General features: G+C 70.1%; 25 protein-coding genes and 1 riboswitch. Of the genes, 14 read left to right on the top strand and 11 right to left on the bottom strand.

Going from position 1 to position 25,806, the window contains the following annotated elements; genetic code table 11:
* Positions 1-58 precede the first annotated feature (58 nt).
* Together ACFUPX_RS28530 and ACFUPX_RS28525 are read left to right on the top strand one after the other, a co-directional pair.
* On the top strand, positions 59-1,411 hold the full coding sequence (locus tag ACFUPX_RS28530) for a class II 3-deoxy-7-phosphoheptulonate synthase (protein ID WP_383328690.1): 1,353 nt from the start codon (positions 59-61) through the stop codon (positions 1,409-1,411).
* A gap of 135 nt (positions 1,412-1,546) precedes the next feature.
* Entirely contained in the window at positions 1,547-1,798 is a 252-nt protein-coding gene (locus ACFUPX_RS28525) for a bacterioferritin-associated ferredoxin (protein WP_383328687.1), read from the top strand.
* Here ACFUPX_RS28525 and bfr read toward each other — a convergent pair.
* The gene (gene bfr / locus ACFUPX_RS28520; protein ID WP_383328685.1) at positions 1,795-2,274 is read right to left on the bottom strand and encodes a bacterioferritin; all 480 of its coding nucleotides are present in this window, start codon (positions 2,272-2,274) and stop codon (positions 1,795-1,797) included. The genes ACFUPX_RS28525 and bfr overlap by 4 nt on opposite strands.
* A 174-nt stretch (positions 2,275-2,448) precedes the next feature.
* Between bfr and ACFUPX_RS28515 the strand changes: the two genes are divergently transcribed.
* Complete coding sequence (locus tag ACFUPX_RS28515; protein WP_383328682.1) at positions 2,449-3,081, top strand: sulfite oxidase-like oxidoreductase; 633 nt, start codon at positions 2,449-2,451, stop codon at positions 3,079-3,081.
* Between the two features lie 22 nt (positions 3,082-3,103).
* On the opposite strand, the gene ACFUPX_RS28510 is transcribed toward ACFUPX_RS28515, so the two are convergent.
* The 5 genes from ACFUPX_RS28510 to thiO form a co-directional block, all read right to left on the bottom strand.
* Entirely contained in the window at positions 3,104-4,003 is a 900-nt protein-coding gene (locus ACFUPX_RS28510; protein WP_383328679.1) for a deoxyribonuclease IV, read from the bottom strand.
* A gap of 73 nt (positions 4,004-4,076) precedes the next feature.
* Entirely contained in the window at positions 4,077-6,044 is a 1,968-nt protein-coding gene (pknB, locus tag ACFUPX_RS28505; protein WP_383328676.1) for a Stk1 family PASTA domain-containing Ser/Thr kinase, read from the bottom strand.
* A 91-nt stretch (positions 6,045-6,135) separates the two neighbouring features.
* Entirely contained in the window at positions 6,136-6,930 is a 795-nt protein-coding gene (locus ACFUPX_RS28500; protein WP_383328673.1) for a thiazole synthase, read from the bottom strand.
* 6 nt (positions 6,931-6,936) lie between these two features.
* Positions 6,937-7,155 carry a sulfur carrier protein ThiS gene (thiS, locus tag ACFUPX_RS28495; protein WP_383328670.1) on the bottom strand — a complete coding sequence of 73 codons (219 nt, stop codon included), beginning with the start codon at positions 7,153-7,155 and terminating at the stop codon, positions 6,937-6,939.
* Entirely contained in the window at positions 7,152-8,351 is a 1,200-nt protein-coding gene (thiO, locus tag ACFUPX_RS28490; RefSeq protein ID WP_383328667.1) for a glycine oxidase ThiO, read from the bottom strand. The genes thiS and thiO overlap by 4 nt, the downstream gene beginning before the upstream one ends.
* A riboswitch (TPP riboswitch) is annotated at positions 8,349-8,461 on the bottom strand. (Overlaps the previous gene by 3 nt.)
* A 184-nt stretch (positions 8,462-8,645) precedes the next feature.
* On the opposite strand from thiO, the gene ACFUPX_RS28485 reads away from it, so the two are divergent.
* From ACFUPX_RS28485 to ACFUPX_RS28465, 5 genes are all read left to right on the top strand, one after another.
* Positions 8,646-9,812 carry an NAD(P)/FAD-dependent oxidoreductase gene (locus ACFUPX_RS28485; RefSeq protein WP_383328730.1) on the top strand — a complete coding sequence of 389 codons (1,167 nt, stop codon included), beginning with the start codon at positions 8,646-8,648 and terminating at the stop codon, positions 9,810-9,812.
* 66 nt (positions 9,813-9,878) lie between these two features.
* Entirely contained in the window at positions 9,879-10,244 is a 366-nt protein-coding gene (locus ACFUPX_RS28480; protein WP_383328664.1) for an Rv2175c family DNA-binding protein, read from the top strand.
* 87 nt (positions 10,245-10,331) lie between these two features.
* Complete coding sequence (gene thiE, locus ACFUPX_RS28475) at positions 10,332-10,988, top strand: thiamine phosphate synthase (RefSeq protein WP_383328662.1); 657 nt, start codon at positions 10,332-10,334, stop codon at positions 10,986-10,988.
* An 89-nt stretch (positions 10,989-11,077) separates the two neighbouring features.
* Positions 11,078-11,998 (top strand): methylenetetrahydrofolate reductase [NAD(P)H], encoded by a 921-nt coding sequence (gene metF / locus ACFUPX_RS28470; protein ID WP_383328659.1) that lies wholly within the window; start codon positions 11,078-11,080, stop codon positions 11,996-11,998.
* Positions 11,999-12,043: 45 nt separating this feature from the next.
* Positions 12,044-12,913, top strand: a complete 870-nt coding sequence (locus ACFUPX_RS28465; protein ID WP_383328656.1) for a hypothetical protein — start codon at positions 12,044-12,046, stop codon at positions 12,911-12,913.
* A 63-nt stretch (positions 12,914-12,976) separates the two neighbouring features.
* Here ACFUPX_RS28465 and ACFUPX_RS28460 read toward each other — a convergent pair whose 3' ends face one another.
* The 5 genes from ACFUPX_RS28460 to ACFUPX_RS28440 all read right to left on the bottom strand — a co-directional run bounded on the left by ACFUPX_RS28460 (position 12,977) and on the right by ACFUPX_RS28440 (position 19,107).
* Positions 12,977-14,503 (bottom strand): phytoene desaturase family protein, encoded by a 1,527-nt coding sequence (locus ACFUPX_RS28460; RefSeq protein WP_383328653.1) that lies wholly within the window; start codon positions 14,501-14,503, stop codon positions 12,977-12,979.
* A 45-nt stretch (positions 14,504-14,548) separates the two neighbouring features.
* Complete coding sequence (locus tag ACFUPX_RS28455; RefSeq protein ID WP_383328650.1) at positions 14,549-15,163, bottom strand: DUF4126 domain-containing protein; 615 nt, start codon at positions 15,161-15,163, stop codon at positions 14,549-14,551.
* A gap of 410 nt (positions 15,164-15,573) precedes the next feature.
* Positions 15,574-16,191: a TetR/AcrR family transcriptional regulator gene (locus ACFUPX_RS28450; protein WP_383328647.1), complete on the bottom strand. Its 618-nt coding sequence runs from the start codon at positions 16,189-16,191 to the stop codon at positions 15,574-15,576.
* Between the two features lie 50 nt (positions 16,192-16,241).
* The gene (locus ACFUPX_RS28445; RefSeq protein WP_383328644.1) at positions 16,242-18,326 is read right to left on the bottom strand and encodes a YhgE/Pip family protein; all 2,085 of its coding nucleotides are present in this window, start codon (positions 18,324-18,326) and stop codon (positions 16,242-16,244) included.
* Positions 18,298-19,107 (bottom strand): ATP-binding cassette domain-containing protein, encoded by an 810-nt coding sequence (locus ACFUPX_RS28440; protein ID WP_383328641.1) that lies wholly within the window; start codon positions 19,105-19,107, stop codon positions 18,298-18,300. The genes ACFUPX_RS28445 and ACFUPX_RS28440 overlap by 29 nt, the downstream gene beginning before the upstream one ends.
* 514 nt (positions 19,108-19,621) lie before the next feature.
* On the opposite strand from ACFUPX_RS28440, the gene ACFUPX_RS28435 reads away from it, so the two are divergent.
* The 6 genes from ACFUPX_RS28435 (at position 19,622) to ACFUPX_RS28410 (ending at position 25,759) form a co-directional block, all read left to right on the top strand.
* The gene (locus ACFUPX_RS28435) at positions 19,622-20,083 is read left to right on the top strand and encodes a helix-turn-helix domain-containing protein (RefSeq protein ID WP_383328638.1); all 462 of its coding nucleotides are present in this window, start codon (positions 19,622-19,624) and stop codon (positions 20,081-20,083) included.
* Between the two features lie 3 nt (positions 20,084-20,086).
* A complete protein-coding gene (locus ACFUPX_RS28430) occupies positions 20,087-20,644 on the top strand; it encodes a PIN domain-containing protein (protein WP_383328636.1) in 558 nt (185 codons plus the stop codon).
* Between the two features lie 393 nt (positions 20,645-21,037).
* A complete protein-coding gene (locus ACFUPX_RS28425; RefSeq protein ID WP_383328633.1) occupies positions 21,038-21,733 on the top strand; it encodes a TnsA-like heteromeric transposase endonuclease subunit in 696 nt (231 codons plus the stop codon).
* Entirely contained in the window at positions 21,733-23,778 is a 2,046-nt protein-coding gene (locus ACFUPX_RS28420) for a Mu transposase C-terminal domain-containing protein (protein ID WP_383328630.1), read from the top strand. The genes ACFUPX_RS28425 and ACFUPX_RS28420 overlap by 1 nt, the downstream gene beginning before the upstream one ends.
* Positions 23,775-24,785: a TniB family NTP-binding protein gene (locus ACFUPX_RS28415; RefSeq protein ID WP_383328627.1), complete on the top strand. Its 1,011-nt coding sequence runs from the start codon at positions 23,775-23,777 to the stop codon at positions 24,783-24,785. The genes ACFUPX_RS28420 and ACFUPX_RS28415 overlap by 4 nt, the downstream gene beginning before the upstream one ends.
* A complete protein-coding gene (locus ACFUPX_RS28410) occupies positions 24,782-25,759 on the top strand; it encodes a hypothetical protein (RefSeq protein ID WP_383328624.1) in 978 nt (325 codons plus the stop codon). Before ACFUPX_RS28415 ends, ACFUPX_RS28410 begins: the two co-directional genes overlap by 4 nt.
* Positions 25,760-25,806: the final 47 nt, after the last annotated feature.

Here is a 25,806-nt window from a genome sequence, read left to right as displayed (position 1 = left end):
CGTCTCACTTGGTGAGCGGGGGGATGGACGGCGGACATCACCCCGTAATGTTGTGCGGGTGACCGTGAACGCTAAGACCACCCCTACCGGTGGCAACACCTGGCGAGACCTTCCCGCGGCGCAGCAGCCCGAGTACCCCGATGCCGAGGCTCTGCGCGATGTGATCGCGGAGCTCGAGTCGTATCCGCCGCTCGTCTTCGCGGGCGAGTGCGACCAGCTGCGCGCCCGACTGGCTTCCGTCGCCAAGGGCGAGGCGTTCCTGCTTCAGGGCGGCGACTGCGCCGAGGCTTTCGACGCCGTGTCGGCCGACCAGATCCGCAACAAGCTGAAGACGCTGCTCCAGATGGGCGCCGTCCTGACGTACGCGGCCTCCGTGCCCGTGGTGAAGGTCGGCCGCATCGCCGGGCAGTACTCGAAGCCGCGCTCCAAGGGCACCGAGACCCGCGACGGCGTGACCCTGCCGACCTACCGCGGCGACTCGGTCAACGGCTTCGACTTCGACGAGAAGTCCCGCATCCCGGACCCCGAGCGCCTGAAGCGGATGTACAACGCGTCCGCCTCCACGCTCAACCTGGTCCGCGCCTTCACCACCGGCGGGTACGCGGACCTGCGCCAGGTCCACGCCTGGAACCAGGACTTCGTGAAGTCGTCCCCCTCGGGCCAGCGCTACGAACAGCTGGCGCGCGAGATCGACAACGCGCTCAACTTCATGCGCGCCTGCGGGACGGACCCGGAGGAGTTCAAGACCGTCGAGTTCTTCGCCTCGCACGAGGCGCTGCTCCTGGACTACGAGTCGGCCCTCACCCGCGTGGACTCGCGCACCGGGCGGCTCTACGACACCTCGGGCCACATGGTCTGGATCGGTGAGCGCACCCGTCAACTGGACGGCGCGCACATCGAGTTCGCCTCCAAGGTGCGCAACCCGATCGGCATCAAGCTCGGCCCGACGACGACCGCGGAGGAGGCGCTGCAGTACATCGAGCGCCTCGACCCGGACCGCGAGCCCGGCCGCCTCACCTTCATCGTCCGCATGGGCGCCGACAAGGTCCGGGACAAGCTCCCCGAGCTGGTCGAGAAGGTCACGGCCTCCGGCGCGACCGTCGCCTGGGTCACCGACCCGATGCACGGCAACACCTTCGAGGCGGCATCGGGTCACAAGACCCGCCGCTTCGACGACGTGCTCGACGAGGTCAAGGGCTTCTTCGAGGTCCACAAGGGCCTGGGCACGCACCCGGGCGGCATCCACGTCGAGCTCACCGGTGACGACGTCACCGAGTGCGTGGGCGGCGGCGACGAGATCTTCGTCGACGACCTGCACCAGCGCTACGAGACGGCCTGCGACCCGCGCCTGAACCGCAGCCAGTCCCTGGACCTGGCCTTCCTGGTGGCGGAGATGTACCGCGACCAGTAGATATTCCCGAAAGACGCGGCGGTGGGGCACGGATCCATGTGATCCGTGCCCCACCGGCGTATCGGGGCTTTTGTGGACCCGGGGTCGTGGGTAAGGTTAGGTTAGCCTCACCGATTAATCGGGACGGCGCCGCCGATGAATCCTGCCCGGGAGGTGAACCGCGTGTACGTCTGCAACTGCTTCGGAGTGACCGAGGCGCAGGTGAAGAAGCACGCGGCGGACGGTGCCTGCACACCCCGCCAGATAGCGTCCGCCAGCAAGGCGGGCACCGACTGCGGTTCGTGTGTACGCAGCATTCAGGCGCTCCTGGGCCGGGGCACGTGCCCCCGCAGGGAGCTGGCCGACCAGGGTGCGCCCGTCCTCACGGGCCTGGACGAGGCCGCCTAGCTCTCCGGCTGCTCGATGAGCTGCGAGATGTAGAGCGGCTCGCCCAGCTTCTCGACCAGTTCGAGCTGGGTGTCGAGATAGTCGACGTGGTGCTCCTCGTCCGCGAGGATCGACTCGAAGATATTCGCGGAAGTGACGTCTCCCTTGCCGCGCATCACCTCGATGCCGCGCCTGAGGCGGTCGATCGCCTCCGCCTCGATCTGCCGGTCGGCCTGGAACATCTCCGTGACGGTCTGCCCCACGCGCACGTGGAAGAGCCGCTGATAATTGGGCAGGCCGTCGAGGAAGAGAATCCGGTCGGTCAGGATCTCCGCGTGCTTCATCTCGTCGATCGACTCGGACCGGGTGTACTTCGCGAGCTTGGGCCAGCCGAAGTTCTCCTGCATCTTGGCGTGGAGAAAGTACTGGTTGATCGCCGTGAGTTCGGCGGTCAGCTGCTCGTTGAGAAATTCGATGACCTCGGGGTCGCCCTGCATCGCAGAGGCTCCTTCCACGTGGTAACTGGGCAGGTTCCGCGCATCCTTGCACCGGTGCGAGAGGCCGTCCAGTAAGTGCACGCTTAGTAGGAGTTGCCCCAATCAGCGTCCGGTCGGCGCCTGTCGGCGGCCTCCTGGTCACGTCCACCTTCCCCGGTCTGTCAGGATGTAGACATGGGTCAGCCGGCGGATCGCGCATCACGGGGAGCAGTGGAGCCGGAGCTTCCACCGGGGCAGCGGCTCCAGCGGGGCTGGCCGGTCACGCACTACGGCCCGGTGCCGAAGTTCCGCCCGGAGCGGTGGGAGTTCAGGGTCTTCGGGGCCACCGCCGACGGCGACAAGCACTGCTGGACGCACGAGGAGTTCTCGGCCCTTCCGTACGCCACCGTGACCGGTGATCTGCACTGCGTCACGAAGTTCAGCATGCTCGGCGCCGAATGGGGCGGTGTGTCCGCGCGGGCGCTGCTGGAGATCGCGCCGCCCGCGCCCGACGCCACACACGTGATGGTCTGGGCCGAGTACGGCTTCAGCTCGAATCTGCGCATGGCCGACTTCATGGACGAGCGCGCGATCTTCGCCACCCACAAAGGGGGCGAGCTGCTGACCGCGGAGCACGGGTTTCCGCTGCGGCTCGTGGTGCCCCATCTGTATGCCTGGAAGGGCCCCAAGTGGGTCCGCGGTGTCGAGTACATGACCGCCGACCGCCGCGGCTTCTGGGAGGAGCGCGGCTATCACAACGTCGGCGACCCCTGGACCGAGCAGCGCTACTCCTACCAGGAAGAGCCCGGGGACGGCCCCGAGCTCTAGTCCCGCCGCCGCCCCAGGGCGCTCAGATGCTCCTGAGCTCCTTCAGGCGCGCCACGTCCGCCGCGTGCCCTTCCTTGCCGCCGGGCGTCTCGATGATCAGCGGTACGTTCTCGGTGGCGGGGTGCAGCATCAGCTCGCGGAAGGGCTCCTCGCCGATGTGGCCGGTGCCGATGTTCTCGTGGCGGTCCTTGTGGGCGCCGACCACGTCCTTGGAGTCGTTGGCGTGCACCAGCTTCAGGCGGCCCTCGCCCACCGTGTCGACCAGCAGGTCGAGGGTCTGCTTCATGCCGCTCGGGCCGGTCAGATCGTGGCCCGCCGCGAAGATGTGGCAGGTGTCCAGGCACACGCCCAGCTTCGGATGGGCGTCCAGCGCCTCGAAGTACGGGCCGAAGTCCCAGGTGCGGGAGCAGAGCGAGAAGCCCTGGCCCGCGGTCGACTCCAGGAGGAGGAAGGGGTCGTCCTCGTGCGTCAGCTCGTCCAGCAGCGGCAGCAGCCGCTCGCGCACCTGGCGCAGCGCGACGGCGCGGTCCCGGCCGCCGGTCGCCGAGCCGGTGTGCACGACGACGCCGAGCGCGCCGATCTCGCGGCCCCGGCGCAGCGAGTGGCGCAGGGACTCCACCGACTTCTCGGCGGTCGCCTCGGTGTGCGAGCCGAAGTTGATGAGGTAGGGCGCGTGGACGTACGCCGGAATGTTCTCGGCGGCGCAGGCCGCGCGGAACGCTTCGTCCTGCTTCGGGTTGCCGGGCGGGGTCGCCCAGCCGCGCGGATTGGCCACGAAGACCTGGACGGCCTCGGCGCCGAGCTCCCTGGCATACGAAAGCCCTACGGAGGCGAGACCGCCGGCCACGGGGACATGGCCGCCGACGGGATTGCGGGAGGCGAGGCTCTGGGCCACGGTGCTGGGGGACTTGTCGCTGCTCACGCGTTCAAGGGTGGCATGGGCGCGGGGGCGCCCTGCCGCCGGACCGGCCGGGGCGGCAGGGCCCCGGCCGGGCTCAGCGGATCTCGATGGTGATCGTGGACCCCTTGGGCGCCTTGTCGCCGCCGTCCACCGACTGGCCCTTGACCGTGTCCCCGAAGATGCCGAGGATGCCGCGGTCCTCGTCGACGTCGAAGCCCTCGGCCTCCAGCTCCTGCGTGGCCTCGTCGACGCTCATGCCCTCGACGTCCGGGACCTCGATCATCTCCGGGCCCTTGGAGAGCGTCAGCGTGACCGTGTCGCCCTCGGCGAGCCGCTTCTGGCCCTCCCGGGGGGACTGGTCGACGACGGTGCCCTTGTCCTCGTCGGAGTGGACCCGCTTCTGCTCGATCTTGACCTTGAGGCCCGCGTCCTCCAGGTCGGAGGTCGCGTCGGCCTGGGAGTCGCCGGTGACGTCGGGGACCTCGACCTCGGGGCCCTTGCTGACGGTGAGCGTGATGGCGGAGCCCGCCTTGCGCTTGGTGCCCGACTTCGGGTCCGTACCGATCACGGAGCCCTTGCGGATCTCCTCGCTGAAGGCCTTGTTCGTCATCCCGGGTGCGAGCCCGGCATCCTTGAGTTTGTCCTTGGCCTCCGCCAGGGAGGTACCCGAGAGGTCGGGGACCTTCACGATCTCGGGGCCCCTGGAGATGGTCAGCGTCACGCTGCCGTTGTCACGGATGCGCTCGCCCGCCCCGGGGTTGGTGGCCATGACCGTGCCCCGCTTGTCGGTGTCGCTGTACGCGCGCTTGACGTCCTTCACGTCGAGTCCGGCCTCGCCGAGCCGCTTCTTGGCCGCTGACTCGGTCTTCGCCAGGAGCGGCGGGACCTTGGTGAACTGGCCGGAATTGATGTACCAGACGCCCGCGCCGAGACCGAGCGCGAGAAGGACGGCGGCGACGATCGCCAGGACGCCGCGGCGCGGGTTGGGCCGCCGCCTGCGGTCGGGGGCGGCCGGTGGAGCGGGCGGCGGTGTCGCCAGGATGCTGGTGCGGTTGAGCTGGTCCTCGCGGTCGCGCCGGTCCTCGGGGCCCTGATCGCCGTCCGTGGGCAGCGGCAGCTGCACGGACCGCGCCGAGCGCGGAATCACGCTCGTACGGTCGTCGGCGTTGTCGTGTCCGGTGCTGTGCGCCTGCGGCGGCACCGCGTCCAGCTGCTCCAGGGAGAGCGCGGCCCGCGCGTCCCTGGCCTGCCCGAGGAGCGCCACCGCGTCGTGCGGGCGGACGTCGGGCGTGCGGGCGGTGGCGGACGCGACCAGGTCGTCGAGCTCGACGGCGAGTCCCGGAACCACCGCGGACGGCGGCGGCACGTCCTCGTGGAGGTGCTGGTAGAGCACCTGGGCGGGCGACTCACCGGAGTGCGGCTTGGCGCCGGTCAGCATTTCGTAGAGCACGACCCCGCACGCGTACACGTCCACGCGTGTGTCGGCCGTGCCGTGCTCTATCTGCTCGGGGGCGAGATAGGAGACCGTGCCAAGGACCGTGCCCGTCGTGTTCGTGACGGTGTCCACCGCGCGCACGAGCCCGAAGTCGGCGACCTTGACCCGGCCGTCATCCCCTATGAGGACGTTCTCCGGCTTCATGTCGCGGTGCACGAACCCCGCGCGGTGCGCGGCGCCGAGCGCGGCGAGGACCGGCTCCAGGATGTCGAGGGCCGCGCGCGGCTGCAGGGCGCCGCGCTCGCGGAGCACGTCACGCAGGGTGCAACCGGCCACGTACTCCATCGCGAGATAGACGTACGCACCGTCGGCGCCCTGGTCGTACACCCCCACCACGTTCGGGTGCGAGAGCCGGGCGATCGACTTCGCCTCGCGGATGAAGCGGTCGACGAACGAGACGTCGGCGGCCAGCGTCGGGTGCATCACCTTGAGCGCGAGCACGCGGTCGAGGCGGGTGTCCACGGCCCGGTAGACCGTGGCCATCCCGCCGACCGCGATCCGCCCGTCCACGCGATAGCGGCCGTCGAGCACCTGCCCGAGGAGCGGGTCCTGAAGGGTCGTGTCCACGAAGGGAGTCTACGAGCCACCGCTGACAGGGTTGCCCGCCCGGTCCGGCTCGGACCGGGACTGCAGCCGAGCTGTAACAGGCGCGCGACGCTCAGAAGGCGGGCCGCTCCGGATCGAGCCGGGCCATCCCCTCCGCTGGCGAGGAGGCCTCGGCGAAGTGCCGCCTGGGGATCCGCCCGGCCCGGTACGCGAGCCGCCCCGCCTCGACCCCGTGCCGCATGCCCTCGGCCATGAGGACCGGCTCCTGCGCCCGGGTCACGGCGGAGGCGAGCATCACACCCGCGCACCCCAGTTCCATCGCGAGCGCCGCGTCGGACGCCGTTCCCGCCCCCGCGTCCAGAATCACCGGCACGCGTGCGTGCTCCACGATCAGCTGGAAGTTGTGCGGGTTGCGGATGCCGAGCCCGGAGCCGATGGGGGAGCCGAGCGGCATGATCGCCGCGCAGCCCACGTCCTCCAGCTTGCGGGCGAGCACCGGGTCGTCGTTCGTGTACGGAAGGACCGTGAAGCCGTCGTCGACCAGGGTCTCGGCGGCGTCGATGAGCTCGATCGGGTCGGGCAGCAGCGTCCGCTCGTCCGCGATGACCTCCAGCTTGACCAGGTCGGTGCCGAGCGCCTCCCGCGCGAGCCGGGCGGTCAGGACGGCCTCGCCCGCGGTGAAGCAGCCCGCCGTGTTCGGCAGGACCCGGATGCCCAGCCGCTCCAGGACGGAGAGCACCGAGCCCTGCACACCGGGATCGAGGCGGCGCATCGCGACCGTCGTCAGCTCCGTGCCGGAGGCGACGAGGGAACGCTCCAGGACGTCCAGGCTCGGCGCACCGCCCGTACCCATGATCAGACGCGAGGAGAGGGTGAGCCCGCCGATGAGGAAGGGGTCGTCTGCCATGTCGGTTCAGCCTCCCTGGACCGCGGTGAGGACCTCGACGCGGTCCCCTTCGGTGAGCGCGGTGGTGGACCACCGGGTGCGCGGCACGACGGTTTCGTTGAGCGCGGCGGCGACCCCGGACGGGGCCGCGGTGAGGGTGGCGACGAGGGCTTCGAGGGTGGTGCCCGCGGCCACGTCGCGCGCCTCTCCGTTGACGGAGACGGCTGTTACGGCTGAGAGAGTCATGCGGGCTGCTCCATGAAGCGCTTCGTGAGGGGACTGCCGGTGAAGCGCCGGGGGGTGAACCCCCGCGCCTCGTCGGGCAGTTCACCGGTGGTCAGGGCGTGCGCCATGACGTCACCGGTGATGGGCGTCAGCAGGACGCCGTTGCGGTAGTGGCCGGTGGCCAGCTGGAGGCCGGACAGCGCGCTCGGGCCGAGCAGCGGCGCGTTGTCGGGGGAGCCGGGGCGCAGGCCCGCGCGGGTCTCGGTCAGCGGCAGTTCCGTGATGCCCGGTACGAGCTCGTGGGCGTCCCGGAGCAGCTCATACACGCCGCCCGCGGTGACCGTCGTGTCCCAGCCGAGCTCCTCGCTGGTCGCGCCGACGACGAGCTCGCCGTTCTCGCGCGGCACCAGATAGACGTGGCTGCCGCGCACGACGGCGCGCACGGTGCGGCTCAGGAACGGCGCGTACCGCTTCGGCACCGTGAGCCGCAGCACCTGCCCCTTCACGGGACGCACGGGAGGCAGGACGCCCTCGGGGACCCCGGCGAGGCGCCCGCTGAGGCTGCCCGCCGCGAGCACGGTCTGGCCGGCCTCCAGGGCGGTGCCGTCGGTGAGGACGATGCCGGTGGCCCGGTCTCCGGCGACCGTCAGGCGCTCCGCCCACACACGGTGGAAGACCACTCCCGCCCGCTCGCAGGCCACGAGCAGCGCCGCCGCGAGCCTGCGCGGGTCGACCTGGTGATCGCCGTCCACCCGGAGGCCGCCGCGGACGCCAGGCGCGAGCATCGGTTCGAGGCGGCGGCACTCGCGCCCGCTCAGCCACTCGGACGTGAGCCCCGACCGCTCCTGGAGGGCGTGCAGTTCGCGCAGGTGGGCGCGGTCGTCGGAGTCGAGCGCGACGGCGAGCGTGCCGCACGCGCGGTAGCCGAGATCGCGACCGCTGGCCTCCGCCAGCTCGGCCACGAACGCGGGATAGCGCTGCGCCGACGCCAGATTGAGGCCGAGCAGCGTCTGCTCGCCGTAGTGCAGCTCGGTGACGGCGGCCAGCATGCCCGCGGCGACCTGCGCCGCGCCGCCGCCCGGTTCGGGGTCCACGACCGCGGTGGACAGACCGCGCTGGGCCGCCCGCCAGGCCGTGACCAGGCCGATGATGCCGCCCCCGACGACAAGGACGTCGGTCGGCCCCGTCGCCCCATGGGGTGGTGTACGTGAATGCATGGGCGTCCAGCCCCTCCCTTCGCCGGCATGACCCGGATCAGGTTCGTACGGTCGGAGGCCGTCCAGCCTCCCTCTCAGCCCGGTGCGTCCGGGCTCCCGCGAGTGTTCTGCATCCGCCACCCTAGCCCCTGGTGTCCGGGGGCAGTAGGGGAGCTGTCCGGGTATGCGCCGTGACGGTGTGTCATAGATCTCCCCGTAGCGCTCTGCGGGGCGCGTCACCCGCCGCCCTAGAGTGATCGGGTGAGCGAGCAGCGGAGGCAGGCAGAGCGGCGCGTAGTCGTCGTCGGCGCGGGGATGGCAGGGGTACAGACCGCCGTGGCCCTGCGCGAGCAGGGGTTCGCCGGTGCGGTCACCCTGATCGGAGCGGAACCCCATCAGCCGTACGACAGGCCGCCGCTGTCCAAGGCCGTGCTGCTCGGCAAGGCGGAGGGCTCCGCCTTCGACATCGACTTCGAGGCGCTCGGCATCGAACTGAGCCTGGGCCACGAGGTCACGGGCGTGCGCCCCGCGGACCACGCGCTGGACACCGCGTCGGGCCCGGTGCCCTACGACACCCTCGTCATCGCCACCGGCGCCCAGCCGATCCTGCTGCCCGGCTCCTCGGGAGTCCCCGGTGTCCATCTGCTGCGCACCCTCGACGACGCCGAGCGGCTGCGGCCCGTGCTCGCCGAGCAGCACCGCATCGTGGTCGTCGGCGCGGGCTGGATCGGCGCCGAGTTCGCGACCGCCGCACGTGAGGCGGGCTGCTCGGTCACCGTCGTCGAGGCCGCCGAGCGACCGCTGGCCGGGGCGCTGCCCGCGGAGGTCGCGGCGCCGATGACGTCCTGGTACGCCGATTCCGGCGCCGAACTGCGCACCAGCGCGCGCGTGGAGCGCGTCGAGCCCGGCAGCGTCCTCCTTGACGACGGCACCCGGCTGCCCGCGGACGCGGTCGTCGTCGGCATCGGCGCACGCCCCGCCACGGACTGGCTCGCGGACTCCGGCATCACCCTGGGCGCCCACCGGGAGGTCCTGGCCGACGACCACCTGCGGACGTCCCACCCCGACGTGTACGCGGTCGGCGACTGCTCCTCCTTCCCTTCGGGAAGGTATGGCGAGCGCCTCCTCGTGCACCACTGGGACAACGCGCTCCAGGGCCCGCGCACGGTGGCGGCGAACATCATCGGCGAGACCCCTTCGGCGTACGACCCCGTCCCGTACTTCTGGTCCGAGCAGTTCGGCCGCTTCGTCCAGTACGCGGGACACCACGCGTCCGCCGACGAGCTCGTGTGGCGCGGCGACCCCTCGGGCGCCGCCTGGACTGTGTGCTGGCTCCGCCGGGGCGCCCTGGTCGCCGTACTCGCGGTGGGCCGGCCCAGGGACCTGGCGCAGGGCCGCAAGCTGATCGAGGCGGGCGCCCGCCTCTCCCCGGAGACGGCCTCGGACCCCGCGGTACCGCTGAAGAAGGCCGTGCTCCCGTAGGCGCTGCCGTCAGCGAGGGGACCCGCTGCCCGGCCGCTGTCAGTGGCCGGAGATACGCTTGACCCCGTGACCGAGATTGACGCAAAGACTGATGCTCTCGTCCCCGAGTGGCTGCACCTCCCCGACATCGCAGAAATGCTCGACGTCGAGGTGACGCGTGTGCGCCAGCTGGTCAAGGAAGGCCAGCTGATCGCCGTGCGCCGTGGTGAGAACCGCGCGCTCGCGGTGCCGTCCGCCTTCATCGACGGCGACAAGATCGTCAAGGGCCTCACCGGCACCCTGACGCTCCTGCGGGACGACGGCTTCTCCGACGAAGAAATGCTGGAGTGGCTCTTCACTCCCGACGAGACCCTGCCCGGCACCCCCGCGCAGGCTCTGAGCGAGAATCGCGGCACGGAGGTGAAGCGCCGCGCCCAGGCGCTCGCCGTCTGACCGACACGGAAAACCGTTGCGTGCGGGCCGCGCGTCCCCCGGGGACACGCGGCCCGTAGGCCACCGACACCCCGGGGGGACCTCTTCATGGCCACCAAGCCTGCCCGCGAGCAGCTCGCGGACGCCCGCCTCTATCTGTGCGTGGACGCCCGCAAGCGCCAGGGAGACCTCCCGGAGTTCCTCGACGCCGTCCTCGGTGGCGGTGGCGGTGTCGACATCGTGCAGCTGCGGGACAAGGGCATGGAGGCGGCCGAGGAGCTCGACCACCTCCAGGTCTTCGCCGACGCCGCCCGCCGGCACGGCAAGCTCCTCGCGGTGAACGACCGCGCGGACGTCGCGCACGCCATCGGCGCCGACGTCCTGCACCTGGGCCAGGGCGACCTGCCGGTGCCCGCGGCCCGCCGCCTCCTGGGCGACGACGTCCTCATCGGCCGTTCCACGCACGCCGACGCCGAGGCCGCCGCCGCGGCGACACAGGACGGCGTGGACTACTTCTGCACCGGACCCTGCTGGCCGACCCCCACCAAGCCGGGCCGGCACGCCCCCGGACTCGACCTGGTCCGGTACACGGCGTCGCTCGGCACGGACCGCCCGTGGTTCGCCATCGGCGGCATCGACGCGGGCAACCTCGACGAGGTGCTCGAAGCGGGCGCCCGCCGCGTCGTCGTCGTACGGGCGATCACCGAGGCGGACGATCCGGCGGCCGCCGCCGCCGACTTCGCGAAGCGCCTGCGTACGGCCTGATCGGCGATCTTCGGCCAACCTTCGGGGAGGCTGTCCGCAGGTTGGACGGGGATTGGCCGCTGGCGGCACCCCGTCGCTAACCTGCCCGTATGGCCCTAGGCACTGCTTCCACCCGATCTGATCGCGCACGCACCGTGCGCGACATGCTCGCGACCGGCAAGACGACGTATTCGTTCGAGTTCTCGGCGCCCAAGACCGAGAAGGGCGAGCGGAACCTGTGGAACGCCCTGCGCCGGGTCGAGGCGGTGGCCCCCAGTTTCGTCTCCGTGACGTACGGAGCGGGCGGCTCGACGCGTGCGGGCACGGTCAAGGAGACGGAGCAGATCGTCGCCGACTCGACGCTCACGCCGGTCGCCCACCTGACCGCGGTCGACCACTCCGTGGCGGAACTGCGCAACATCATCGGGCAGTACGCGGACGCGGGCATCAGGAACATGCTCGCGGTCCGCGGCGATCCGCCCGGCGATCCCCTCGCCGACTGGGTCAAGCACCCCAAGGGCCTTGAGTACGCCGCCGAACTGGTCCAGCTGATCAAGGAGTCGGGCGACTTCTGCGTGGGCGTCGCGGCCTTCCCCGCGATGCATCCGCGCTCGGCCGACTGGGACACCGACGTCCGGCACTTCGTCGACAAGTGCCGCGCGGGCGCCGACTACGCGATCACACAGATGTTCTTCTACCCGGAGGAGTATCTGCGTCTTCGCGACCGGGTCGAGGCCGCGGGCTGTTCGACGCCGATCATCCCGGAGATCATGCCGGTGACGAACGTGCGCATGCTGGAGCGGCTGCCCCAGCTCAGCAACGCTTCCTTCCCTCCGGCTCTCAAAGAGCGCATCCTCACAGCCAAAGACGATCCGGCGGCTGTACGCTCCATTGGCATCGAGTTCGCGACGGAGTTCTGCGCGCGGTTGCTGGCCGAGGGTGTCCCGGGGCTGCACTTCATCACGCTCAACAACTCCACGGCGACTCTGGAAATCTACGAGAATCTGGGCCTGCATCACCCGCAGGCCTGACCGGCCGTACCCCTGGGGGCGGCGGCCGCGGGGAGAGGGGCGTACATGGGCTGGACGGTCCTCTACATCGCGTTCGGATGCGTCGCGCTGTGGCTGCTCGGCGAGGTGCTGCTGCAGTACAAGGCGCGGCTGCGCTGGCGGCTGCTCGCCTTCGGCGGCTTCCTCGGTGTGGTCGTCGGCGTGCTGCTGCCGTCGGTGGTGGTCATCGGGATCGGCGCGATCGCCTTCGCCACGGGACAGACGTACGTGACGCTGTCGTTCCGCCGCGGCTTCTCCACCGGCTGGGCGCTCGGCGGCCAGCCGGGCCTGAGCAAGCGCCGCAAGACGACGCAGCGGGGCGGCGAGGCCCAGGAGCCGGTCCTCCAGGTATCCGACCTCGAGTACGAGGCGGCGGGCCCGGCGGGGCCGCCGCCCGAGACCGCTCCCGGCACCGGGGTCTACGCGCCGGAGCCGCTGCCCGACGACACCGGGCAGTACGGCGTCTACAGCGACGCGGCGTACGAGCAGCAGCAGTCCGCCTCGGCCGACAGCGGCTACGGCTACGACACGTACGCCACCGCGGGCTACGACCCCCAGCAGCCGTACGCGTACGGCGAGACGGGTCAGCAGCAGTACGCCGCGTACTCCGACCCGTACATCGGGACGCAGACGTACGGCGGCCAGCAGAGCTACGACACGTACGGCGACCAGCAGCAGTACGCGCCCTATCCCGCCGCCGATCCCTACGGCGCCGGGGCCGAGGCCTACAACGAGACGCCGCCCGGCGGGGTCTGGGTGCCCCAGCAGCGCAGTGTCGAGGACCCCTACGGCCAGTACGGCGGCGAACTCCCGCCGGAGCAGCCCTATCCGTACCAGGGCGAGCAGGCCCAGGAGAACGGATACGACGCGGGGTACAACGAGCAGTACCGGTACTGATCCGGAGGCCCGTGGCGACGGTTTCCGTCGCCGCGGATTCCTGTCCCCGCTGCTCGGCTCAGCTCACTGCGAGCCCCGGAAGTCCGGCCCCTCCACGATCAGCCCCGCGACCAGCGTGCCCGACATGCCCGCGTGCGGCAGACCGCCGCCCGGGTGCGCCCAGCCGCCGACCGCGAAAAGACCCGGCAGGCGCGTGCTGTTGGCCGGGTGGAGCAGCCGCCCATCGCCGGCCGCGAGGGACGGGGGCGGGACCGCGCCGCCGTCGGCGCCGGTGGCCTGCGCGATGTCGGCGGGGGTGCGGACCTCGTGCCACAGCAGCCGCCGGCGCAGGCCGGGCACCACGGCGTCGGCACGGTCGAGCAACCGCTCCACGTCCGCCTCGGTGATCTCCGTGTGCGCGGGCACCGTCACCGTCAGCGTGACCGCCTCGTGCCCGGCGTCGGGCGTGAGCGCCGGGTCGCCCGGGCGCAGCACCGTGAGGGTGGGGGCGCTCGGCAGCCCGGGACCGTCCCCGAAGAGGCGGTTCAGCTCGTCCTGGCGGTCGGGGGTGTGCTGCACCGTCCGATGCGGCGTCCCCTGCGGCCGTGCGCCGGTCAGCGCCAGGAAGACCATCAGGCGGCTGGGCAGTCCGGAACGGGCCCGCACCTCACCCTCCGCCCGTATGTTCACACCGGATCCGCCGGGCATGCCGGATACACTGGACAGCAAGCCGTCCAGTGCGCCGGGCGCGACACCGGCGACCACGAAGTCCGCTTCGCACGCCGTCCCGTCCGCGAGCTCGACGCCCGCCACGCGGCCGTCCTTCTCGACGATCCGGGTGACGGGGGAGTCGAACGCGAACTCGACCCGCCGGGCCAGGCACCGCTCGTACACGGCCCGCGCGAGCGCGCGCATTCCGCCGCGCACGGACCAGGCGCCGAAGGTGTGCTCCAGGTAGGGCAGGACGGCCGCGCTGGCCGGCGTCGCCCGGGGGTCGAGGCCGTGCGCGAGGGCGTACTGCTCGAGGAGCGCCAGGAGCCGTGCGTCGCCGCCCAGTTCGAGCTCGCCGACCTCGGTGAGGGTGCTCGCGCGCCGCTCGCGCCGCAGCAGGCGCTTGTGCGGCACCGAGGGGTAGGGCTCACGGTCGGCGAGCACCTGCCAGTTCGGCCAGAGGGGCTCTTCCAGGAGGGGGCGGCGGGTGCGGTCCCAGGCCTCCCGGGCGCGGTTCATGTACGCCGACCAGTCGGCGCCCGCGCCGCTGCCGAGCGCCGCGTCGAGGGCCTCGCCGACGCCCGCGCGTGAGGCGTTCGGCAGATCGGCCGCCGTGCCGTCCGCGAAGACGTGCCGCACGGCGGGCTCCACCTGGGACAGCTCGACGCACTTGTCCAGCGGCTCCTTGCCCGTCTTGACGAACAGGTCGCGATAGACGGCGGGGAGATGCAGGAGAGCGGGGCCCGTGTCGAAGACGAAGCCGTCACGCTCGAGGCTGCCGAGCGCGCCGCCGTACGAACCCGACCGCTCGTGCACCACCACCCGGTGGCCCGCGACGGCCAGCCGGGCGGCGGCCGCCATCGCGCCCATCCCTGCGCCGATCACCACAATCCGTGCCATGCCAGGGACCTTATCGGCCACCACTGACAGTCACGCCGGGAGCCCTCAGTCCGGTGGCCGTCCCGCGTGCGCCGCGAGCTGCTTCTCCTCGCGGCGCTGGGCCCTGCGCCGCCAGAACCGCCGGATCCGCGAGATCAGGAAGTACAACAGGATCAGGCCGAGCACCAGCAGCACGGCCGCGATGATCGCCGCCGCCTCCGGATAGAACATCGCGAAGGTGACGATCCCGCCGACCCCGAGATCCTCCGCCGTGCTCACGATGACGTTGCTGAAGGGCTCGGGCGAGGTGTTGATCGCCATCCGCGTCCCGGCCTTCACGAAGTGGCTCGCCAGCGCCGTCGAACCGCCCACGGCTCCCGCGGCCAGATCGGGGAGCGAACCGCTCTGGCCCGCGAGCAGCGCACCCACCACGGCGCCGGACACCGGCCGGATCACGGTGTGCGCCGTGTCCCACACCGAGTCCACGTAGGGGATCTTGTCGGCGACGGCCTCGCAGGCGAAGAGGATCCCGGCGACGATCAGCACATCAGGACGTTGCAGCGACTCGGGAACCTCGTCGGTGATCCCGGTCGCGCCGAAGACACCGAGCAGCAGGACAACGGCGTACGCGTTGATCCCGCTCGCCCAGCCGCTGGTGAAGACCAGGGGGAGTACGGACACGGACGCGATCGTAACCAGTTGGGAACGACCCGGCCTGGGGTTGAGCACCCAGGTCTGAGTATCCGTACCTAGTAATGGAGATGAGTACCAGCGCGGATAGGTCCCGACCTGCGAAGACGAAAGAGTGAGGGACACGGAGAAGGGCGCAGCGCCCGTACCGCCGACACGGGGCGGCGGAACGGCGCGGCGCCCTTGGCCGCTCCTCCCACCCCACCGAAGGTGGGAGCGAGGCACGGGGGTGACGGACGGCGACCTGGGGATGACCACCCGGGGGGCCGAACGGGGGAATGCGGGGGACCGCGGGGGAACAAGAGAAGCGCCGGTCCGGCGCCGCCTGGCGATCAGGCGGCTCCGGACCGGCGCTTCTTTTTCGTATGCGGCTTCGGTTTCGTACGCGGCTTCGGGGCGGCTCAGCGCCCGCCGCTCACCCGGCCCTGCAACAGCCGCGAGAGCGCCGAGTGCACGTCGTCGAGGGAGCGCTCCGGCTGGAAGGCCTGCCAGTCGAGCGCGGCCACCAGGACCATCCCGACGAGCGCGGCGGCCGTCAGCGGGATGTCGATCTCCTCGCTGAGCTCGCCGTTCTCGACGCCTGCGCGCAGGACGTCCTCGACGACGGCGACCGCCTGCTGCCTGACCACCATCAGGGTGGACTGCCAGGCGCGGTTGGTGCGCCACAGCTCGGCGACGTAGAGCTGGGTGAAGGCCGGGTAGCGGTCGATGAAGACCAGGCCCGCCCGGATCATCGCGTCGAGCGCGTCCACCTGCCTGCCGTCACTGCCCGCCGCCTTCTCGGCCGCCTCCTTCAAGGAGGCGGTGAGCAGCCCGACGCCGTGCCGCAGCAGCTCTTCGAAGAGCACCGACTTGCTCGCGAAGTTGTAGTAGACCGTGCCTTTCGCGACCCCGGCCCGCTCGGCGATCTCGTCGACCGTCGTGGCCGAGAAGCCCTGCTCCGCGATGAGGGTGACGGCCGCTTCGTAGAGCTTCTGCCGGGTGGCCTCACGCCGGGTGCTGGTTGCGCTGCTGTCCATGGGCCTGATTCTCACAGGTCTTGGCGCTCGTACAGGCTCGGTTCCGGGTCTCACAGGCTCAGCTCCGGGTGCAGCCGGTCCAGGGTCCACACCTGCTTGCGGCGCGCGGAGAGCGCGGTGAGCGCCAGGGCGCCCGCCGTGAAGGCCGTGAGGACCACGCACGCCTGCCAGACGGGGCCGAGACCGCCGCCCGTGATGAGCCTGCGCAGGGCGTCGACGACGTAACTCATCGGCAAGAAGGGGTGGATCGCGCCGAAGAACGACGGACTCGTCTGGACGGGATAGGTGCCGCCCGCCGAGGTCAGCTGGAGCATCAGGGCCGCCAGGACGAGGATCCGCCCCGCCGCCCCGAAGCGCGCGTTCAGCCACTGCACGATCGCCGCGAAGCAGCAGGTCACCAGGGAGAGGAAGCCCACCGTCCCGGCCGCGTGCGCCATCTGCAGGCCCAGGCTCCAGTGCAGGACGGACATCAGGGCCGCCGTCTGGAGCACGCCGAGGGCGGCGACCGGCAGCCAGCCCGCGAAGGCGATCCGCCAGGAGGAGGCACCGGCGGCCAGCGCACGCCGGTTGAGCGGCTGGATCAGCATGTACGCCACCATCGCGCCGACCCACAGGGACAGCGGGATGAAGTACGGGGCGAAGCCCGTGCCGTAGTTGGGCGCCTTGTGCATCGACTGCGAGGCGAGCTGGACCGGGTCGGCCATGACGTCGGTGCGCTGGTCGCGGTCCTTCTTGTCGTAGTCGGGGATCTTCTTGACGCCGTCGTGCAGCCCGCCGGACAGCTTCTCGGAGCCGTCGGCCAGCTTGAACATGCCGCCCTTGAGGTGGCTCGCGCCCGTCTTGAGCTTGCCGACGCCCGTGTCGAGGTCCGTGGCGCCCGTCTTGGCGGTGCCGAGGCCCGTGTGCAGCTTCTTGGCGCCCTTGGTGACCTTCCCCGCGCCCGTGTTGAGGTCGTTGATCTGGGTGACGGCCTTGTCCAGGTCCTCGTTCAGGTGCGGTGCGCGGTCGGCGAGCGCCTGGGACCTCTTCTGGAGCGTGGTGAGCTGCTTCTTGAGCTTCTTGACGTCGCTGTTCTGATCCTTGACCAGGGTGTTCATGTCGTCCGCGATGGTCGACACGTTCTCGGCGGCGGTCTTGGCCTCCTTGAGCTCCGGGCAGGCCGGGTCGGGCACCGGCAGGTCCGTGCAGCGTCCCTTGTAGAGGCCGCCGATGGTCTCGGAGCCCTTCTTGGCTCCCTCGGCCGCCACGGGCGCCAGCTTCACCCAGGTGTCCAGGTTGTGGCGCAGCGCCTTGGAGGAGTCCGCGACGAGCTGGGCCGTGTCCCCGATGGTCTTGCCGTTGTCCTTCAGGAAGGGGCGCACCTGGTCCGCGGTGCCGTTGACCTTGTCGGCCAGCTTCTGGGTGCCGTCCGAGACCTTCTTCGACCCGCTCTCCAGGTCGCCTGCCCCCTTGTCGAGCTTCTTGATGCCCCCGGCCAGGTCACTGCTGCCCTTCTTGGCGTCCTTGAGGCCGGTCACGAGCTTCTTCGAGCCCTTCTTGGCCTCTCCGATGCCGCTGTCGAGCTTGTCGGCGCCCTTGGCGGCCTTCGCGGTCGCCCCGTGGATGTCGGAGAACGAGATGAAGATCTTGTCGAGGAAGGAGCGCGACGCCTTGGTGGAGGCGGCCGTGCGCACCTCGGAGAAGACCGTCCGCGAGATCTGCCCGACGATGTAGTTGTTGGCGTCGTTCGTACGGACCCGCAGGGCGCCCGTCTCCGGGGAGTCCCCCGAACTCGACGCGACGCGCTTGCTGAAGTCGGACGGCATCGTCAGGGACAGGTAGTACGTCCCGTCCTCGACGCCCTCGCGCGCCTCGGCGGAACTCACCTCGTGCCAGTCGAACGTCTTGCTGTCCTCCAGGCCGTCGACGATGCCGTCGCCCACGGCGAGCTTCTTGCCCGCCGCCGTGGCTCCCTTGTCGTCGTTGACGAGCGCCACGGGTATGCGGTCGAGACGGCCGTACGGGTCCCAGAACGAGCACAGGTACAGCGCGCCGTACAGCAGGGGCAGCAGCAGGAGCGCGACGAGCGCCATCCGCGGCAGCTTCCCCCTGCCGAAGCGCCTGAGCTCAAGAGCGGCCAGCTTCGGCGAGCGCATCCGCCGTCTCCTTGTCGTTGTCGTCGGCGTCCGCCGATGAGGCGTCCGTCGATGCGGCCGGAGCCTCGGTGGACTTGCGGTCCGTGGACACGGTGACCGCGTCGTCGGGCGCCTCGTTGCACACGGCGACGACGGTGGTGCCGCTCTCCGTGATGGACCTCAACAGGGCCCAGGCCTGGTCCCGTTCGGCGTCCGACAGCTTGAGGTCGACGTCGTCGACGCCCAGCAGCCGCGGACGGCCGATCAGGGCCAGGGCCACGGAGAGCCGCAGCGCCTCCAGGCGCTCCAGGTCGCGCACGGACGTCCGGCGCCCCTTGGGCAGCGACTCCGTGTCGAGCCCGGCCGCGGCCAGCGCGGTGTCGATCCGCAGCCGCGCCTCGGCGGCCCGCTCGGCGCGCGGCCTCAGCAGACCCCGCAGGGCGCCGCCGAACCGCCGCTCCAGCAGCGCCCGTTCGTGCAGATGCTCGGCCACGGTCAGCGCCGGGTCCAGATCCGTCACGCCGGGCACGGGCCCGAGCGCGCTGATCCGGCGCACCGCGGCGAGCTGCTTGGGCAGCCGGAAGCCGCCCACGACCGCCTCGCCCTCGGTGGGGCGCATCCGTCCGGTGAGCGCGAGCAGCAGACAGGTGCGGCCCGACCCCGAGGGACCCTCGACCGCGATCAGTGCTCCGGGCCCGGCCTCGACACCGACCCCGCGGAACGCCCAGCCGCGCGGTCCCTCGAGCCCGAACTCCCGTGCTGTGACGGCGACTCCCCGCTCGTCGTCGCTTGGCCCGTCCACAGTCCCCCCTCGCGTTCTTCTTTTTGAACTGACTGGTCAGTGCAAAAACTAACGCGAACCCGCGATCGGGGCAAAGCCGCATGTCGGTTCTCGGTCGACGTGGCGAATGTGCACGTGAGCTGTCGAGCTGCGTGGCGAGTTCTCAACTGATCTGGCGAGCGAGGGGTGGCAGCTCCTGGCGGGTCGGGGGTTAAGGGGCGTCGGAACGAAAACCGGCGCCAAGCCCCGGGTGCGCAGCCGCCTGGGACTCCTTCGTGCCCGGTCCGGGTCCGTTCTCACTCCTGCCAATTTCGTTTGTTGCGTTTGCTTCATTTATTGCGGATACTGGGTGTCGTAAGGGACCGGTAGCTATTCACGACCACAGATCAACTCGACACAGAGAAACAACTCCTGCAGGGGCTCCGAGCGGCCCCGGCCCACCCATATCGCCAGCCCGCGGGACCCACCCGTCCTCACGAGACGGCCGCGGACTTCTCTCTGGCGCCGCCCGCACACCACCAAGGGGCGCACCATCATGACCAAGATCGCAACACGGCCGGTTCGTCTTCCGGACGACCAGCAGCACACTGCCAACCTCGCCGTTCGCCGCGTCTGCGCGTACCTAGACGAGCACCGGGAAGCAGACCCGATCAACGTCACCGTTCAGGACGGCGGCGACCGCGAGCCGCTCACGCTGCCCCGCGAGGCAGTAGTGCTCCTCGCCAACCTGCTCACACACCTCGGCGCTGGCCGAGCCGTGTCTGTCGTGCCGTCGGACGCAGAGCTCACCACTCAGCAGGCCGCCGACATGCTCAACGTCTCCCGTCCATACCTGATCGGACTACTCCAGTCCGGCCAGATCGACTACCGGACCGTTGGAACCCACCGCAGAATCCTCGCGTCGTCCCTGCTGGAGTACCAGCGCCAGGACGACACCCGTCGCCGAGCGGTAGCCGATGAGCTCACCCAGCTCGGCCAGGAGATGGGAATGTACTAGGCCATGGCTTTCACCGCCGTCTACGACGCATGCGCCCTTTACCCGTGCACCCTGCGTGACGTGCTCATCCGCGTCGCCTTGGGAGGGCTGGTACAAGCGAAGTGGACGGACCAGATCCTCGATGAGGCCTTCGATAACCTGAAGGAGAACCGCCCCGACCTGGACCCGGATAATCTCGACCGAACCCGTGATCTGATGTCCCGCTCCGTCCGGGACGTACTGGTCACCGGGTACGAGCCGCTCATCGGCATCCTTGAGCTGCCCGACCCCGACGACCGGCACGTCCTCGCGGCCGCGATCCGCTCCAAGGCTGAGGTCATCGTCACGTCCAACCTGACGGACTTCCCCGCGGACCGGCTGGAGCCCTGGAATGTTCAGGCCGTCCACCCGGACGACTTCGTCCTAGCCCAGATCGACCTGGACTCGCACCTCGTGTCCGAGATCCTCCAAGACATTGCTAAGTCCTGGAAGAACCCGGGCGCGACGGTTCAGGACGTGATCGCGTCGTTGGAGAGCAACGGTCTGCCGAAGTCGGCGACGGCGTTGAGAGCCCTGCTTTGAGATCTGAACCGGATGCCCCCGGCCTACCTGGTCGGGGGCATCGGCGTGTCCTGAGTCTGAGATGTCCAGGATGAGAGTGCCTAGAGAGACCATGTGAGCTAGGTCGACAGGCTATGTGGCGCCCGTGCCGGGACAGCGGGCGAATGCGTATGACCTCGCGCAGGCTCCGGCGGCAGGGCGGGCCTGCGCGTCACCCATGACACCCTTCCCGTGAAGCGTGAAGCACGTCACTTCCAGGGTGAGATGCCGCCTACTCCGGTCGGAGTTCCTGTCAGATCTGGCGAATTGGTGGCGGGTCTCATTTGACATAGCGAGCCTGAATGGGTGAGCGCACGATTGCGAAGCGTGGTGGGCGGGGCTCCGGGAAGGTTCGGGGGCTTCGAGGTGAGCTACATGGGTGGGGACGGGGTGGAGCGCCGGGTGCCGTTGGTCCGGGCGGCGAAGGTGCCGTTCGAGGACGGGCGTCCGGTGCGTGAGTTCCCCTCGTACCGTGGCCAGCGGAACTATCCAGGCCTGTACTGGTCGGCAACGCTGGGGACGCACGTCGGCTATGAGTCGTGGCTGGAGCGCGACCATTTGATGGCGCTCGACTTCGATCCGCAGGTGTCTGCGCTGGTCTCGCAGCCGTTGTGGCTGTTCTGGGAGGACGAGCGGGGCAAGACGGTCTCGCACGCGCCGGACTACTTCGTACGCCGGGCCGATAAGTCAGTGCTGCTCGTGGACTCCAGGCCCGAAGAGCGGCGGCCCGCGCGGGACATGTCGAAGTTCGACGCGACCAGGCGGGCCTGCGTTGAGGTCGGCTGGAGTTACGCCCTGTGGGGCGAACTGGACCAGGTGGAAGCCGTGAACCTGCGATGGCTGGCCGGATACCGGCATCCGCGGTGTTTCCGCGTCGAAGTCGCCGGGCGGCTGCGGGAGTTCTTTGCCGGGCCGGGGCTGCTGATGGAGGGGGCCGAGGCAGTGGGCGACCCGATCGCGGTGCTGCCGGTGCTGTTCCACCTGCTCTGGCGTCAGGAGTTGGTCACCGACCTGTCGGTCCTGCTGGGTGACCGGAGCGTGGTTCAGCTGACTGTCGGGGAGGCTGAGTGATGAGCGGTCGCCCGCTGTTGAAGGTCGGCGACCGGGTGGTCTTCGGCGGCCTGGAGCACACCGTGGTGGCCATCGCCGGAACTACGGTGCGGCTTCTGTCCGCTGCTGGGGAGCCGTCCGTGGTTCTGACGGCCTACTTGTTCGCCGCCGCCGACTTCGAGGTGATCGGCTCGGCGCCGGTGGCGCCGCTGACCTCGCAGGGGCTGTTGGAGGGGCTGCCGAAGAGTGTCGCGGACACGGCCTGCCGGTGGGAACGCCATCTGATTGAGGTGGAGACAGGCCTACCGCCGGACGCCCCAGAGGGGGCTGTTCCCCGCCCCGCCTACGATCCGGGCTGTCAGTCTCTGGCAGAGCGAGAGAAGGCGAAGGCCGCCGAGCTGCAGGCCGGACTGCGGACAGTGCAGCGGATGCGTCGGCGTTATCGCGAACAGGGCCTGTGGGGTCTGGTCGATGGTCGGTATGCGCCGCGGCCGAGGCCGACGGGGAACGTCGATTCGCGGATTGTGCAGGCCGCTGTGGTGGCGATCGAGGCTCAGACCGGTACGTCGACGGGCACGAAGGCCCGGATACTGCGGCAGGTCGAGCGTTGTCTGGCCGAGGAGTACGGCGAGGGAAGGGTGGCGATGCCGTCTCGCGCGACGTTCTACCGGTTGGTGGACGCACTCTCGGCGGGTCGGCACACCTTCGGCTCGGCCATCACGCGTCGTCAGACCGCCAACCGGCCCAGCGGGGTGTTCACCGCGACCATCGCGGCGAGACCGGGTGAGCAGGTGCAGATCGACACCACGCCGCTGGACGTCATGGCCGTGATGGATGATGGGGTGCTCGGCCGCACGGAGCTTACGATCGCGGTTGACATCGCGACGCGGACGATCTGCGCAGCGGTGCTGCACCCGGCCGGAGCGAAGGCGGTGGATGCTGCGCTGATGCTCGCCCGCATGGTCATTCCGGAGCCGGTGCGGCCTGGTTGGGACGCGTTGTTGCGCATGTCCGCGTCCCGGATGCCACACGGCCGCCTGGTCGACGTCGACACACGGCTGGAGCTGACAGCGGCCAAGCCAGTCATCGTTCCGGACACCATCGTGGTGGACCGCGGCAAGGTCTATCTGTCTGAGACATTCCTGCGGGCTTGCCGCACCCTCGGCATCTCGGTGCAGCCCTGCCACCCTCGCTCACCTGCGGAGAAAGGTGTGGTGGAGCGGACCTTTTCCTCGATCAACTCGCTGTTCGTCCAGTACTTGGCGGGCTACACCGGCCGCGACGTCACCCGCCGCGGGAGCGACGTCGAGACCCGGGCCGCCTGGCCGGTCGCCGACCTTCAGGACCTGCTAGACGAATGGATCGTCGCCGGCTGGCAGATGCGTCCGCACGAGGGCCTGCGTCATCCACTCACGCCTGACCGTCCGTTGTCGCCGAACGAGGCTTACGCCGCGATGGTCGCCGCCGCCGGATACGTTCCCGTCACGCCCACCGGTGATGACTACATCGAGATGCTGCCCTCGCTCTGGCGGGGCATCAACGACTACGGCGTCCAGATCGACTACCGCACCTACAACAGCACCGCGCTCGCCCCCTACCGCAGGCGAGCCTCCGGAGTGACGGCCCAGCGAGGGGCCTGGGAAATCCATTACGACCCCTATGACCTGACCCGGATCTGGGTTCGTGACCACCACAAGGGCGGCTGGATCACCGCGGAGTGGACCCAGCTCCCGCTGATCAGACAGCCGTTCGCCGACTTCACCTGGCGCTATGCCCGCACGGTCGCGGCGCACCGGGGCGTCGACGCCACCAAGGAGTCCTCGGTGGCCGTGGTCCTGGCGGGCATCCTCAAGCGAGCCGAGGAAGGCCCCGGGCCCGAGAGGCGGGCCACGGCCAAGGCCCGCGCGGCGACCGCGATGCCTCACCGGCTACCGATTCCCTTGCAGACCCCGCCTCCCGTCGACGAACCGGACGACGAGGAAGCCGTAGCTGTCGAGACAGCGGTCGGCGGAGAGGTTGTTCCCTTCGGGCTCTACGACCCCTACGCGGAAGGGGACGATCAGTGAGCCGGGACATTGAGGGGATGCCGCCGCTGGCCAGCCTGGACGGTTGGCGCGCGTTCATGTCACAGAGCCTGCCCGAGCCGCCCCCGCTGCTGCCAGCAGAGGCATGGCAAGGCCTCAGCCGCGTCGAGCGGAATGTCTACGACCAGGCCCGCACCGCCTACCACGATGAGCTCCTGCTGGTCAGCACCCCGGCGATCCGGGGGATCACGACCACCGGGATGAAGCTGATTGCCCGCAACACGCGCCGCCAGACCGGCCGCAAGGGGCTGATCGTGTCCGGGCCGTCCGGCACCGGCAAGACCACCTCGGTTTCCCAGCTCGGCAAACGCCATCAGCTCAAGGTCGAGCGCAGTTCGCCCGTTGATGTCACCGGCGAGCGCATGCCGGTCGTCTACATCGTCACCCCGCCTGCGGTGAAGCCCCGCGACCTCGTGGTCGAGTTGGCCGCCTTCCTGGGCCTGCCCTACGCCTACCGCGAGAGCCCGCAGGTGATCACCCATAACGTGATCTCCGTGCTCCACAAGGTCTGTTGCCGCCTGATTGTGGTTGACGAGATCCACAATCTGGACCTCACCACGCGCAATGGTCAGGACGCCTCCGACCAGCTCAAATACCTCTTCGAGCAGATCCAGGCGACGTTCGTCTACGCCGGAGTGAACGTCAGCGAGAACGGCCTGTTCTCCGGCCTGCGGGGCCGTCAGCTGGCCGGACGGTTCATCACCCTGCACACCGGCCCGTTCGAGCACGACACACCCCAGCAGCGCGAGGACTGGGAACGGGTGGTCATGACCATGGAGGCCACCCTCCGACTGCACCGCCACCCCACCGGGACCCTCCTGCGGCACGAGTCTTACCTGCACAAGCGGACCAGCGGCATGATCGGCAGCCTTGACCAACTGATCTACGAGGCCGCCAACGACGCCATCGCCGACGGCACCGAGAAGATCACCAAACGGCACCTCGAAGCCGTCGTCCTCGACACCGCCGCCGAGGAGGACCGGCGATGAAACGCTGGGAGAGACCAGCTCGCCCGCTTCCGCTGCGGGCGCGGCCCATGGCCGAGGAGACCGTCGTGTCCTTCGTCGCCCGGCTGGCCGCCGCGAACGACTTCCCCGCCACGCTGCTGCTCCGCACGATCGGGGACTGCACCCCGGGCAAGCACGTCCTGCACCGCGATGCCTACCTCAACGATCCCGCCCAGGACCGGCTCGGCATCCTCGCCCGCACTCCGGTCGCCCAACTCCGCAAGGCCCTTCCCACGCTGAGCTGCACACCCCGATACGTGGCGCTGCCCCACCAACATCCTTACCTCCGCTTCTTTCGCGGCTCCCCCTATCCCGTCCTGGCCTGCCGCAACTGCACACTGCGGCACAGCCCGGCCACTGCCGTCGGATGGGAGTACCGCGACCGAGACCGCTGCGTCTGCCTCACACACAACCGGTGGATCAGCAGCGCTCCACAGTTCAATCTCGCGGCGGCCCCCGAGATTGCCACGGCCCAGGCTGACTACGACGAGCTCGTCGTGCGCTACGGCCGGGACAAGGCATCCGCTGCCCTCTTCCAGGCATGGAACATGACGACCCGCTGGGGCACGGAACAGAGGCATCCCGCCCTGCTCGACCGCTGGCACACCCGAGGCGCCGCCATCGGCGCTACCGGCCCCGGCAAAGCAGCGGTGAGGTTCCCCGAAATGGTGCAGCTTGCCCAAGTGCTCACCGACCCGGACTGGCGACGTCACATCGCCATGGTCGAGCTCCACCACCTCGACAACTTCTACCGCTACACCGCCCGAGTCCTCGGCGCTGATCGCGAAGGTTTTATCACTGATCGAGGCCGCGTGGACCCGCTCTGCGCATGGGCTCAGGATCTGCGAACCCGCCACGCGGGAGCCCGCCTCGGGTTCTGGGCCGACCTCCAGAAGAACCGCTACCGCTATGGGAGCGTCCCGCGGTCGTTCCCCGAAAGTTGCCACTTCGAATGAGAAAGACGACGCATGGATGTCTCACGCCAAATGGCGAAGGCCAGCTC

Origin of the sequence: Streptomyces sp. NPDC057302 (assembly GCF_042667685.1) — a bacterium.
Lineage (GTDB): Bacteria > Actinomycetota > Actinomycetes > Streptomycetales > Streptomycetaceae > Streptomyces.
The sequence above is the reverse complement of the archived record's forward strand: the minus strand, read 5'-3'. Positions and strand labels throughout refer to the sequence as shown.

Excerpts from the sequence above, each read along its gene's own strand:
- ACFUPX_RS28525 (WP_383328687.1), top strand. The coding sequence starts at position 1,547 with ATGAATCCTGCCCGGGAGGTGAACCGCGTGTACGTCTGCAACTGCTTC.
- bfr (WP_383328685.1), bottom strand. The coding sequence starts at position 2,274 with ATGCAGGGCGACCCCGAGGTCATCGAATTTCTCAACGAGCAGCTGACC.
- ACFUPX_RS28515 (WP_383328682.1), top strand. The coding sequence starts at position 2,449 with ATGGGTCAGCCGGCGGATCGCGCATCACGGGGAGCAGTGGAGCCGGAG.
- ACFUPX_RS28500 (WP_383328673.1), bottom strand. The coding sequence starts at position 6,930 with ATGGCAGACGACCCCTTCCTCATCGGCGGGCTCACCCTCTCCTCGCGT.
- thiS (WP_383328670.1), bottom strand. The coding sequence starts at position 7,155 with ATGACTCTCTCAGCCGTAACAGCCGTCTCCGTCAACGGAGAGGCGCGC.
- thiO (WP_383328667.1), bottom strand. The coding sequence starts at position 8,351 with ATGCATTCACGTACACCACCCCATGGGGCGACGGGGCCGACCGACGTC.
- ACFUPX_RS28485 (WP_383328730.1), top strand. The coding sequence starts at position 8,646 with ATGGCAGGGGTACAGACCGCCGTGGCCCTGCGCGAGCAGGGGTTCGCC.
- thiE (WP_383328662.1), top strand. The coding sequence starts at position 10,332 with ATGGCCACCAAGCCTGCCCGCGAGCAGCTCGCGGACGCCCGCCTCTAT.
- metF (WP_383328659.1), top strand. The coding sequence starts at position 11,078 with ATGGCCCTAGGCACTGCTTCCACCCGATCTGATCGCGCACGCACCGTG.
- ACFUPX_RS28465 (WP_383328656.1), top strand. The coding sequence starts at position 12,044 with ATGGGCTGGACGGTCCTCTACATCGCGTTCGGATGCGTCGCGCTGTGG.
- ACFUPX_RS28460 (WP_383328653.1), bottom strand. The coding sequence starts at position 14,503 with ATGGCACGGATTGTGGTGATCGGCGCAGGGATGGGCGCGATGGCGGCC.
- ACFUPX_RS28450 (WP_383328647.1), bottom strand. The coding sequence starts at position 16,191 with ATGGACAGCAGCGCAACCAGCACCCGGCGTGAGGCCACCCGGCAGAAG.
- ACFUPX_RS28445 (WP_383328644.1), bottom strand. The coding sequence starts at position 18,326 with ATGCGCTCGCCGAAGCTGGCCGCTCTTGAGCTCAGGCGCTTCGGCAGG.
- ACFUPX_RS28435 (WP_383328638.1), top strand. The coding sequence starts at position 19,622 with ATGACCAAGATCGCAACACGGCCGGTTCGTCTTCCGGACGACCAGCAG.
- ACFUPX_RS28430 (WP_383328636.1), top strand. The coding sequence starts at position 20,087 with ATGGCTTTCACCGCCGTCTACGACGCATGCGCCCTTTACCCGTGCACC.
- ACFUPX_RS28425 (WP_383328633.1), top strand. The coding sequence starts at position 21,038 with ATGGGTGGGGACGGGGTGGAGCGCCGGGTGCCGTTGGTCCGGGCGGCG.
- ACFUPX_RS28420 (WP_383328630.1), top strand. The coding sequence starts at position 21,733 with ATGAGCGGTCGCCCGCTGTTGAAGGTCGGCGACCGGGTGGTCTTCGGC.
- ACFUPX_RS28410 (WP_383328624.1), top strand. The coding sequence starts at position 24,782 with ATGAAACGCTGGGAGAGACCAGCTCGCCCGCTTCCGCTGCGGGCGCGG.